This window comes from uncultured Dialister sp., assembly GCF_900541605.1.
In the GTDB taxonomy this organism is placed as follows: Bacteria; Bacillota; Negativicutes; order Veillonellales; family Dialisteraceae; genus Dialister.
The window spans coordinates 1-10,566 of the sequence record NZ_UQKJ01000066.1; the positions used below are offsets into that span (position 1 = coordinate 1).

Annotated in this window: 12 protein-coding genes; all 12 read right to left on the bottom strand. The window is 53.0% G+C overall.

Annotation, left to right across the window (positions count from 1 at the left end; translation table 11 throughout):
- Positions 1-93: 93 nt before the first annotated feature.
- Positions 94-1,026, bottom strand: coding sequence for a protein translocase subunit SecF (secF, locus tag QZR21_RS05825; RefSeq protein WP_296099272.1), 933 nt, complete (start codon positions 1,024-1,026; stop codon positions 94-96).
- The gene (secD, locus tag QZR21_RS05830) at positions 1,026-2,273 is read right to left on the bottom strand and encodes a protein translocase subunit SecD (RefSeq protein ID WP_296099266.1); all 1,248 of its coding nucleotides are present in this window, start codon (positions 2,271-2,273) and stop codon (positions 1,026-1,028) included. The genes secF and secD overlap by 1 nt, the downstream gene beginning before the upstream one ends.
- Positions 2,274-2,277: 4 nt before the next feature.
- Complete coding sequence (locus QZR21_RS05835) at positions 2,278-2,871, bottom strand: 5-formyltetrahydrofolate cyclo-ligase (RefSeq protein WP_296099262.1); 594 nt, start codon at positions 2,869-2,871, stop codon at positions 2,278-2,280.
- On the bottom strand, positions 2,868-3,401 hold the full coding sequence (yajC, locus tag QZR21_RS05840) for a preprotein translocase subunit YajC (RefSeq protein ID WP_296974238.1): 534 nt from the start codon (positions 3,399-3,401) through the stop codon (positions 2,868-2,870). The genes QZR21_RS05835 and yajC overlap by 4 nt, the downstream gene beginning before the upstream one ends.
- A 61-nt stretch (positions 3,402-3,462) precedes the next feature.
- The gene (tgt, locus tag QZR21_RS05845) at positions 3,463-4,572 is read right to left on the bottom strand and encodes a tRNA guanosine(34) transglycosylase Tgt (protein ID WP_296099257.1); all 1,110 of its coding nucleotides are present in this window, start codon (positions 4,570-4,572) and stop codon (positions 3,463-3,465) included.
- A gap of 9 nt (positions 4,573-4,581) precedes the next feature.
- Positions 4,582-5,601: a tRNA preQ1(34) S-adenosylmethionine ribosyltransferase-isomerase QueA gene (gene queA / locus QZR21_RS05850; protein WP_296099255.1), complete on the bottom strand. Its 1,020-nt coding sequence runs from the start codon at positions 5,599-5,601 to the stop codon at positions 4,582-4,584.
- Positions 5,602-5,846: 245 nt separating this feature from the next.
- On the bottom strand, positions 5,847-7,124 hold the full coding sequence (locus QZR21_RS05855; RefSeq protein ID WP_296974243.1) for a SpoIID/LytB domain-containing protein: 1,278 nt from the start codon (positions 7,122-7,124) through the stop codon (positions 5,847-5,849).
- A gap of 6 nt (positions 7,125-7,130) precedes the next feature.
- Positions 7,131-7,343, bottom strand: a complete 213-nt coding sequence (locus tag QZR21_RS05860) for a DUF2905 domain-containing protein (RefSeq protein WP_296099252.1) — start codon at positions 7,341-7,343, stop codon at positions 7,131-7,133.
- A complete protein-coding gene (ruvB, locus tag QZR21_RS05865) occupies positions 7,330-8,424 on the bottom strand; it encodes a Holliday junction branch migration DNA helicase RuvB (RefSeq protein ID WP_296099250.1) in 1,095 nt (364 codons plus the stop codon). Before ruvB ends, QZR21_RS05860 begins: the two co-directional genes overlap by 14 nt.
- A 3-nt stretch (positions 8,425-8,427) precedes the next feature.
- A complete protein-coding gene (gene ruvA, locus QZR21_RS05870; protein WP_296099248.1) occupies positions 8,428-9,033 on the bottom strand; it encodes a Holliday junction branch migration protein RuvA in 606 nt (201 codons plus the stop codon).
- A complete protein-coding gene (gene ruvC, locus QZR21_RS05875; protein ID WP_296099246.1) occupies positions 9,030-9,530 on the bottom strand; it encodes a crossover junction endodeoxyribonuclease RuvC in 501 nt (166 codons plus the stop codon). Before ruvC ends, ruvA begins: the two co-directional genes overlap by 4 nt.
- 435 nt (positions 9,531-9,965) lie before the next feature.
- On the bottom strand, positions 9,966-10,445 hold the full coding sequence (locus tag QZR21_RS05880) for a hypothetical protein (RefSeq protein ID WP_296099245.1): 480 nt from the start codon (positions 10,443-10,445) through the stop codon (positions 9,966-9,968).
- Between the last annotated feature and the right edge of the window lie 121 nt (positions 10,446-10,566).

Sequence of the window (10,566 nt, forward strand, 5' to 3'; positions counted from 1 at the left end):
CTAAAGCTTTATTGAACCCCCGGTCCAACCGGGGGTTTTCTTTTTACAATAAAAGCAGAATCTATCGAAAGAAAGATTCTGCTTTTTATCTTTTCAGGCTTTTGCAGTCTTCAGTTTCTTTTCGGTCCCCCGCTTTTCATTCCGTTCGCTGTGGAGATGTTCATGCCAAGTCACCCAGATGCTGGATGCCACGCAGATGGAGGAATAGGCACCGGAGATGAATCCGATGAGCATGACCAGGGCGAAGTTCTTTGTGGTGTCCCCACCGAAGAAGTAAAGGGATGCCACGCAGAATAGGGTGGTGGTCAGGGTGTACAGGGACCGGCGGATGGTCTGGTGAATGGAGTCGTTTGCCAGGGTAGCAAAGCTGTCTGTCCGCCGGTGGGTGTGAAGGTTTTCACGGATTCGGTCGAAGATAACTACCGATTCGTTCATGGAATAGCCAAGAACCGTCAGGATGGCGGCCAGGAAGGAGGCGTCCACTTCCAGATGGAAGAAGGCGAAGACCCCGAGCACCATGAGGATATCATGGCAGATGGCTACGATGGCAGAAATGGCGATGCGGTGTTCGAACCGGATAGACATGTAGAGAATCATGGCACCGAAGGAAATAAGCACATTGAGGAGGGTGCTCTTTGTAACTTCAGAACCGATGACAGCGCCTACGGTTTCGATACGTTTCACTTCTGCGCCGCCCACTTTGTCATTGACATGGGCCACCACGGTCTGGGCTTCTTCGGAGGACAGGTTCCGGGTACGGATGATGACGTCATCCCCGGATTCCCCGGAAATATTGCCGGAGAGCTGGATGGTGGATGTCTGGAGGCCATCTTCACGGAGGCCGTCACGGACTTCTTCAACCGTCACGTTCTTGTTAAATCCCAGTTCCAGGATGGTGCCGCCGGTGAAGTCGATGCCCCAGTTGAAGCGGAACAGGATGATGGAAATGATGGACAGAAGAATCATGATTCCCGAGAAGGTGAACCAGATCTTCTTATGGCCGATAAAATCAAAATTCTTAAACATTATCTGTCATACCCCCTTTTCCCGCCAAACCACCAGGGGTTATGAATCCAGCTGGCATCGATGAGGAGCATGAGGAGGGTACGGCTCACCGTAATGGCGGTGAACATGGATACCGCAACGCCCAGGCCCAGGGAGAAGGCGAATCCTTTGACTGTGGCGCTTCCCAGGAAGAAGAGGATGCAGGAGGTAATGATGACGGTCATGTTGGCATCAAAAATGGTGACAAAAGCCCGTTTGAATCCGGCCTGCACGGCAAGGCGGAGTATCTTGCCCGCCGCGATTTCTTCCTTGAATCGTTCAAATATGAGGACGTTGGCATCCACCGCCATGCCGACGGACAAGATGACGCCGGCAATACTGGGCAGTGTCAGGGTAGCATGGAGCAGGTTCAGCACGCCCAGAAGAATCAGCACGTACACCAGGAGAGCTGTATCTGCCACGAAGCCGGCCATGCGGTACACGGCCATCATGAAGAGTACGACCAGGGAAATACCGATGGTGAAGGCCACGATGGATTTATCTTTGGAATCCTGGCCCAGGGACGGTCCTACGGTCCTGACTTCCAGTACAGATACTTTAACCGGCAGGGCGCCGCTTCTGAGGAGGATTGCCAGATCCTTTGCTTCTTCCAGGGTCCGCTGTCCGGTAATGACAGCCTGGCCGCCGGTAATGGCTTCATTGACCACCGGGTTCGTCAGGAGTTCCCCATCCAGGTAAATGCCGATGTGGCGGCCGATATTCTGGGAGGTCAGGTCTCCGAACTTCTTGCCCCCTTCATCGGTGAACTGGAGTGCTACGAGGGGCTGCTTGTTCTGGCCCATCTGTTCTTTCGCATTCTTCAGGTCTTCACCGGTCAGTTTGACATTGCCCTCTTCATCCTTGAATTCCAGTACTGCCGTCTTGCCGATGGTTTCGATGGCCTTCTGGGGATCCCTTTCACCCGGGAGTTCAATGATGATGCGGTTCGCACCTTCCCGCTGGATAATCGGTTCTGTCAGACCCATTTCATTGACACGCTTCTGCATGATATTGATGACCTGGGTAATGGCTTCCGGAGTGACCTTGTTCTGCTCCGTGTCTTCCGCCTGCATGACGATATGGGTACCGCCCTGCAGGTCCAGGCCCTGGCGGATATGGCCGGCCAGAGGTCCTACGGCAGCCGCAAAGACGCCGATGATGGCGAAGATGACTACCCAGAACCGGAGCAGTGCTCCCTTGCGGAGGGAGCTTGTCCTTTTCTTTTCCAAAACTTCAACCTCTTTTCGTTATAATGAATCCTTTATCCGTTACAATACCTGCGATTCTTTCATCAAAGGATTCGGAAGGGATGGATTCGACCACCTGGAAATCCCAAAGGGCGGCGATCCGTCTTTCCACGGGCACCCGGGACAGGTAGCGGTCATAGTACCCCGCTCCCATGCCGAGGCGGTTTCCTTCCCGGTCACAGGCCACGGCCGGTATGAGCACCAGATCCATGGTTTCCGGCTGTCCTACGTCATAGCCCTTTGGCAGGTTCCGAAGGCCCAGGGGACCTTTTTCAAAATGGTCCATGGAAAGGAGACGGCCCGCTTCCATCTTCCGTTCCGGAAGGCACACCGGGATATAGACTTCCTTGCCCTCTGACAGGGCGCGGGAAATGAGCTCATCCAGGTTCGACTCCCCCTTCATGGCCAGGAACGCCATGATCCGTTTTGCCTTCCGGTACTGGGGAAGGGCGCAGATTTCTTCTGTGAGGAGGTGGCTTCTTTTTTCTACCTCATCATCAGAAAGAGCCCGCCGCAAGGCGAGCATCTCCCTTCGGAGCTCCTTTTTCCTTTCGAAAGCAGAAAGTTCCGATTCACTCATTTCTTTTCCTCTTTCTGAGGTTTGCTGTCCTTTGCTGCGGGCTTCTTGTCGTCATCCACTTCTACTTCCTCTTCGATGACTTCGGTGCCTGCATCCTTCGGATCATCCACTTCAACGACTTCTTCCACCACTTCGGTTTCCGGTTCGTCCTTCTTTCCTTCGAAGGCTTTGTCATCGACCGGTCTGCCGTCTTTCTGGGCTTCCGCTGCTTCACCTACTTCGGCAGCGCCTTTCTTGATGGCTTCCTTTTCATCCATGAGCTTTGTATCGCCATGCTGGATGCCGGATTTTTCTACCTTAATGATGACTTTCGGCGCGATTTCCAGTTCCACGTACTTATCGCGGAGTACCTTAATGGTCCCGTGAATACCGCCGGATGTTACCACATGGTCCCCTTTCTTCAGGGACAGGAGGAAACGTCCTCTTTCCAGTTTCATTTTCTTCGTAGGCCGGTACATGAAAAAGTACATGATACCTACCAGAATAAGGAAAGGCCACGCAAAGCTCAGTAAATTCATTGCTTCTTCCACTTCATTCACCTCCAGTGTATACATAGAAATATTTTAGCATAAATCCAGGGGTCTGTCTGTATTATCTTTTGTAATTTGCCATGAAATTCTCACGGAATTCTGTAAAATTTCCGTCAATAATGGCCTGTCTCATGTCCCGCATGAACTGCAGCAGGAAGAAGAGGTTGTGAATGGTGACGAGCCGGAATGCCAGGAGTTCCTCCGACTTATAAAGGTGCCGGATATAGGCCCGGCTGTAATGGCGGCAGGTGTAGCACTGGCATCCCTCTTCCAGGGGGCCCCAGTCCTTTTCATACTTCTTGTTTTTCATATTGAGTCGGCCCGTATGGACCATGGCCATGCCGTTCCGGGCTACCCTCGTGGGGAATACGCAGTCGAACATGTCGATTCCCCGGGCTACCCCTTCCACGAGGCAGTCCGGTGTACCTACGCCCATGAGGTACCGGGCCTTGTTGACCGGCAGGAACTGGGTGGTGTACTCCAGGATTTCATACATCAGTTCATGGGGTTCCCCTACGGAAAGGCCACCGATAGCCATACCGTCGAAGGGCATGGAGGAAATTTCTTCGGCGCTCCGCTTCCGGAGGTCCTTGTACATGCCCCCCTGCACGATGCCGAACATGCCCCGGTCTTTTCGGGTATGGGCTTTAATGCAGCGCTCCGCCCATCTCGTGGTGCGGGCAGTGGAGTGGTCTGCATAGGCATAATCCGCCGGATAGGGGATGCATTCATCGAAGGCCATGGCAATGTCGCTTCCCAGGTCTTCCTGGGCATGGATAGATACTTCCGGAGAAAGGAACTGTTTCGATCCGTCCAGGAAGGACCGGAAATGGACCCCCTCCTCCGTGATTTTCCGCATGGCTCCCAGGCTGAATACCTGGAATCCGCCGCTGTCGGTAAGAATGCCCTTGTGCCAGTTCATGAAATCATGAAGGCCGCCGGCTTCCCGGATAAGTTCCGTGCCGGGGCGGAGAAAGAGGTGGTACGTATTGGACAGGATAATCTGGGCCCCCACTTCTTCCAGTTCCTCGGGAGTCACCGTCTTCACGGTGGCCTGGGTGCCTACGGGCATGAACATGGGGGTCTTGAATGTTCCGTGGGGGGTGTGGAGCAGTCCGGCCCGGGCACCGGTCTTTTTGTCCTCCGCCACCAGTTCGTAGTTGATGACCATATGGATTCCTTATCTGATAAACATGGCGTCGCCGAAGGAGAAGAACCGGTATTTCTGCCGTACCGCTTCTTCATAGGCTGCCAGGATGTGTTCCCTTCCTGCGAAGGAAGCCATCATCATGATGAGCGTAGATTCGGGGAGATGGAAATTGGTGACAATAGCGTCTACCATGTGCCACTGATACCCCGGGTAAATATAGAGCTGGGTCCAGCCGCTGCCGCTCTTTAACGTGCCGGACTGGCCGGCGGACTCCAGAGTGCGGACGGAGGTGGTGCCCACGGCAATGATGCGGCGGCCTTCGGACCGGGCTTTATTGATTTCTTCCGCCACCGGTTCGCTGACCGTATACCATTCCTTGTGCATTTCATGGTCTTCGATATTTTCCTCGTTCACCGGACGGAAGGTGCCGATGCCCACATGGAGCGTGACGAAGAGGAATTCCGCCCCTTTCTTCTTCATTTCTTCCATAAGTTCCGGCGTGAAATGAAGGCCTGCCGTAGGCGCTGCGGCGGATCCTTTATACTTGGCGTATACCGTCTGGTATTCATCCTTATTTTCCAGTTTCTTATGGATATAGGGAGGTGTCGGCATTTCCCCGATCTGGTCCAAAAGGCTGTCAAAATTGCCGTCGTAATGGAATTCTACCACCCGGCCGCCGAATTCCGTCTTATCCAGTACCTTGCACCAGCAGTGGTCGGAGAATTCGATTTCCGTGCCCGGCAGGGCTTTCCTGCCCGGGTTTACCAGGACTTCCCATACATCATTGCCCTTCGGCGTGAGGAGCAGCATTTCTACCTTGCCGCCGGTGTCCCGTTTCTTACCATAGAGCCGGGCAGGAATGACCTTCGTATTATTGAAGACGAATACGTCTCCCGGACGGATTTCATCCAGGATATCCCGGAAATGATGGTGAGACCATTCCCCTGTCTTTTTGTCCAGCATCATGAGGCGGCAGGAATCTCTGGGTTCTGCCGGCTCCTGGGCAATCAGTTCCTTAGGAAGGTCATAGTTGAATTCTTCAAGTTTCATTGTTTCTCTGTATCTCCTGTAGTATAAAACCAATGTCTAAGACGAGACGTGGGTCGTACACATGGTGTGAATGGGGCTAAGGGCTGCCGGTTGGCAGCGCTGACGCTCGCCAGCCACAACCCGGTGAACAGGCAAAGCACTGTTCACCGGCCACCCTTAGCCCCATTGACCACCTTAAGACAACCGTCCCGTTTCACGGCCAATCCTTATTACTTTAATCCTGATTCAAAGCATCGTCAAGAAAATCAGTAAATTTTCTCAATTTTAGTGCCCGTATAGTAATGGGTAAGAATAGTTTTATAGAAATCCTTTGTATTTCCCTGCTTTTCCGCCATTTCTTCGGCGCCCCACTGGGAAAGGCCGAGGCCATGGCCGTAGCCGTAGCCTGTGATCACCAGGCTGGTCCCTTTTACGGACAGGTCGAAGAGGGTACTGTCCAGGCCATAGAGAGAAGCCATCCGCTCGCCGGTCACTGTTTTCGTGCCGTTCTTTCCGATAAGGGTAATCGTCTTCACCCGGCCGGAAATGCCACGGTCCGCCGTATGATGGGCTTCACCGATGTGGAGTTTCGACAGTTTGATGCCCTTCAGCTTTCCCACGTTATAGCCGGCATTGGCCATGGTCCGGAGAAAGGAGGAGAGGGATACGGTCTTTGTCCAGGGATTTCCGATGTAGTATTCCTTCACCCCCCGAAGGTAGGGGACCGTGCTCCCCCATACGTTCTCGCTGTTTTCTGTATAGCCGCCGCCGGAAGAATGGAAGAGCGCATCGATAGGCTTTCCACCGTAGGTGATAATTTCCCCTGCCGTATCCTTCACCGCCCGGTTCGTAGACTCCGTTTCCACAGTGGCGCCGCCGTAAACCTGGGACCGGGTGTCATCGGTGACATCGTAGCCCGCCGACCGATATCCGTTTTTATGGAAGGCCGCATAGGTCCTGGCCGCTACAGCCTGGGCCCGGATGGCATCGGCCCTCCAGGAAGGCACAATCTCACTGGGCACCACCCCCTGCACGTAGAGCTCCATGGGCACCACGTTCACCAGGGTTACGCCGCTGCCCCAGGTAGAAGGAATCACTTTCATGACGCCACGGTAATGGTTTCCTTTTACCGCAAAGGCCGGCGCTGTGCTTCCTGTGGTCAGGTACACTTTATCCCCCGCCTTTTTCCCGTTGAGGAGGAGTGCATTGCCGCTCCTCGTAATGGAGAGGCGGGTGCCGGTGCCGTACTTGCCGACCACCTTTCCCGCTGACTCCGCTTTGAATTCCGAAAGTCCCGTCAGTGTCACTTCGCCGCCGGATAGGAGGCCCACCTCCACATCGGGACCCAGACTGCCGGTCTTTTTCTCTGTGGAAGCACTGCTTTTTGCTGCCGGTTTCCGGACCGACGCCCGGGGCGCCGGATTTCTGGCAGCTGTGCGAACGACCGCTTTCCTCTGGACCGGAATAGATTCCGCCCCGGCCTCGGCCGCAGACAGGGAAAGAACAAAGGGGAGGAGGAGAAGAGCCCATATTTTTTTATTCATGGTTCGTTACCTTCTGAAAAAAATATTAAGAAGAATCGTCCCGATCACACTGACAAGGATACAGGTGACCACGGGAAAATAGAATTCCGTATTTCCTTTTATGAAGTGGATATCCCCCGGCAGGTGGCCCAGGAAAGGGATGCGGCCGCCGATGAGAAACAGCAGTCCCGCCACAATGAAGAGGACCCCAATGGCGATGAGAAGCTTACCGGTCTCCATGGCTGCCTTCGAAGAGGCTTCCTTCCGCCTCTTGCGGGTTCCAGGGAGCTCCTATATGGTCATAGGCCGCCTTCGTAGCAATCCTGCCCCGGGGCGTCCTGGAAATGAACCCGATCTGCATAAGATAGGGTTCGCATACATCTTCAATGGTGGCCCGTTCTTCGCTGACTGCTGCGGAAATGGTATCAATCCCCACGGGGCCCCCATTGAATTTGTAGATAATGGCTTTCAGGATTTCATTGTCCAGGTCATCGAGACCGATTTCGTCTACATGGAGCGCCGCCAGGGCATCGGAAGCGATACCGGCGGTAATGGCACTTCCCTGGACCTGGGCAAAATCACGGATCCGCTTCAGGAGACGGTTTGCAATACGCGGTGTCCCCCGGCTCCTCCTGGCAATTTCTTCCGCCCCGCTGTCTTCGATATCTATGCCCAGGATGTGGGCCGCCCGGATAATGATCTTCTTCAGTTCCGCCGGTTCATAGAACTGCATGTGGTTCGTAATGAGGAACCGGTCCCGGAGCGGTGCCGACAAAGACCCTGCCCGGGTGGTAGCTCCGATGAGGGTGAAATGGGCAAGGTCTATGCGGATAGAGCTGGCACCGGTGCCCTTCCCCATGACGATATCCAGGGCAAAGTCCTCCATGGCGGAATAGAGGATTTCCTCCACATTCCGGTTCAGCCGGTGGATTTCATCGATAAAAAGGACATCATGGTCCTGGAGGGTGGTCAGGATAGAAGCCAGCTCCCCCGGCCGTCCGATGGCGGGACCGCTGGTTACCTTGAACTGGGCTCCCAGCTCGTTCGCAATAATTTTGGCCATGGTGGTCTTTCCCAGGCCCGGAGGCCCGTAGAGAAGCACGTGGTCCAGGGCTTCATTTCTCGACTTTGCCGCCGCTATATAGACTTTCAGGTTTTTCTTGAAGGATTCCTGTCCGATGTAATCATCCAGGCGCTGGGGGCGCAGGGACGTCTGCCACTCGTCCTTCGGCGTCTCTTCTGTGGAAACGATACGTCCCTTGCTGCCGAGGACCTCTTCCTCTTCTTCGCCCCCCAGGCTTTTGATATATTTATTGTTCATCCATTACTCCCGGTTTCTTGCAAATTCACGAAGCGCTGCGCTCACCAGGGCCGACACATTGGTATAGGAACCGGCCAGCCTTTTCATGATTGGCGCAATTTCTTCCATTTCATAGCCCAGGCTCATGAGGGCCTTCACCGCTTCACCGGTGATGCCATCGTCCTTCGGCCCTTCTGTTTCTACAGCGCCTTCCATATCCTCCGAAGCAAAGGCGCCGACCTTGTCCTTCAGCTCCACCAGGAGCCGCTCTGCCGTTTTCTTCCCGATGCCCGGCAGTTTCGTGAGGCGGCTCACATTCTGTGCCTTCACGGCCCCCACAAACTGGGCGGGATCCATGGAAGAAAGAATGCCCATGGCCACTTTGGGCCCGATTTTGGAAACAGACAGGAGCACCAGAAACAGGTCATACTCCTCCTGCCCCAGGAAGCCATAAAGAAGGATGGCATCTTCCCGGACTGCCATGTAGGTCAGAAGCTTTGCTTCCTGTCCATTGGAAAGGCGCTGCCTCGTTTTATCTGAAATAAAAATCCTGTAACCGATACCGCCGGCTTCCAGAAAGCAGGCATCCTTGAACAGGGCTGTCACTTTTCCCCTGATATATCCAATCATTTCATTTCCTCACCGAATAACTGACGATGTTCCACATGATAAATAGCGGTCAGCCCGATGGCCAGGGCATCGGCGGCATCATCGGGATCAATTTTTTTCGTAATGCCCATCATCCGCTTCACCATCTCAATGACCTGCTTCTTTCCCGCCCGGCCATAGCCGGTCATCTGCTGCTTTACCTGGAGCGGCGTCACCGGCACCACCGGGATATTCTGCCGGTAGGCAGCCAGCAGGATGACCCCCCTGGCCTGGGCCACCTTGATGCCGGTGGTGATATTCGTATTGAAATAGAGGGTCTCCACCCCCATGAACCGGGGCCGGTACCGGGCAATGAGCTCCCCGATACCTTCATAAACGATATTCAGCCTTTCCATATCGCTCTGGTCCTTGTAGGTCTCGATGACTCCATAATTCACAGGAGTAATCTTTGTTCCCACCTTGTCAACCACCCCAAATCCGCACCGCCCGGTGCCCGGGTCTATTCCCAAAACACGCATGTTTCTCTCCGAAAAATCATAAGAACACTTATTTTGTACATACTATATTATTATACCATATTGCGGTTTGATGAGCTGTTAGAGCGAAGCTTACGGATAGAGTCATTCGTGCGGGGCTTCCAGCTGCTAGCCTCTAGCTTCTAGGAAAGCTCTACAGCCTACGGCACGAATGACTAGCGGAAACATCGGATGAAAAGCGCCGCAGGCTAGTCAGCTTTCCTAGCTGCTAACAGCTAGGAGCTAGCAGCTCCGTTCGAGTAACTCTGCACACAAACGCACTAGCCGTCAATTCCCATCAGCTCGACAAACTGAAATTGGCAGAGTATACCTACATCGTTATACAAGGAAGTATTGGTACTTCAAAAGTATTAATATGTTCTACGCTCTATGAGTTCTTACAGCATAATATCCTTTCCAACTGCAAAGCGCAGCATATCACGGATACAGTCCCTGCTCTTTCAGCTTTGCAATTCGAGGCTGCGCTTTTTCTTTCAAGCGATTATAGGCCTTCCGCTCCTCCCTGGTTAGCCCTGATTCATCGTTTACTACCGTAAACTGATTTCCATTGGTATTATACTTGGCAATTGTCTCATCCAATGCCCCTGCATCCCTGGCAGGGATATTTTTGCTGCGTAACAGCTTAATATGAAACGGGTCCGCCTGAATCATCCAGAAACCATTTCGTCCATATACATAAAACATTTTATACCGGTAAAACCATCCCATTTCCATCTCATAGTCATAGACATTCTCATCCAATAATGTTGTAATAAAGCCCGATTTAGGATGTATTTGTTTTTCAGGTTGTATATCTAGCATAAACCATGTATCAGAAAGTTGAGGAGATATTTCTTGAAATATCCCCGTACGTAGTTGGTTTCCAAAAGCTACTATCGTATTATCGGCACTTCCCATGGGAGATTTAAAATCTTTCAGAATTCTCCAACCACCGAATATCACATGGTAGCTATAGTAAACGATATTAATTACTTTACTTTAAATCAATGTATCTATGTGCTATACTTCAATTGGAGGT

Excerpts from the sequence above, each read along its gene's own strand:
- secF (WP_296099272.1), bottom strand. The coding sequence starts at position 1,026 with ATGTTTAAGAATTTTGATTTTATCGGCCATAAGAAGATCTGGTTCACC.
- QZR21_RS05835 (WP_296099262.1), bottom strand. The coding sequence starts at position 2,871 with ATGAGTGAATCGGAACTTTCTGCTTTCGAAAGGAAAAAGGAGCTCCGA.
- tgt (WP_296099257.1), bottom strand. The coding sequence starts at position 4,572 with ATGGTCATCAACTACGAACTGGTGGCGGAGGACAAAAAGACCGGTGCC.
- queA (WP_296099255.1), bottom strand. The coding sequence starts at position 5,601 with ATGAAACTTGAAGAATTCAACTATGACCTTCCTAAGGAACTGATTGCC.
- QZR21_RS05855 (WP_296974243.1), bottom strand. The coding sequence starts at position 7,124 with ATGAATAAAAAAATATGGGCTCTTCTCCTCCTCCCCTTTGTTCTTTCC.
- QZR21_RS05860 (WP_296099252.1), bottom strand. The coding sequence starts at position 7,343 with ATGGAGACCGGTAAGCTTCTCATCGCCATTGGGGTCCTCTTCATTGTG.
- ruvB (WP_296099250.1), bottom strand. The coding sequence starts at position 8,424 with ATGAACAATAAATATATCAAAAGCCTGGGGGGCGAAGAAGAGGAAGAG.
- ruvA (WP_296099248.1), bottom strand. The coding sequence starts at position 9,033 with ATGATTGGATATATCAGGGGAAAAGTGACAGCCCTGTTCAAGGATGCC.
- ruvC (WP_296099246.1), bottom strand. The coding sequence starts at position 9,530 with ATGCGTGTTTTGGGAATAGACCCGGGCACCGGGCGGTGCGGATTTGGG.
- QZR21_RS05880 (WP_296099245.1), bottom strand. The coding sequence starts at position 10,445 with ATGGGAAGTGCCGATAATACGATAGTAGCTTTTGGAAACCAACTACGT.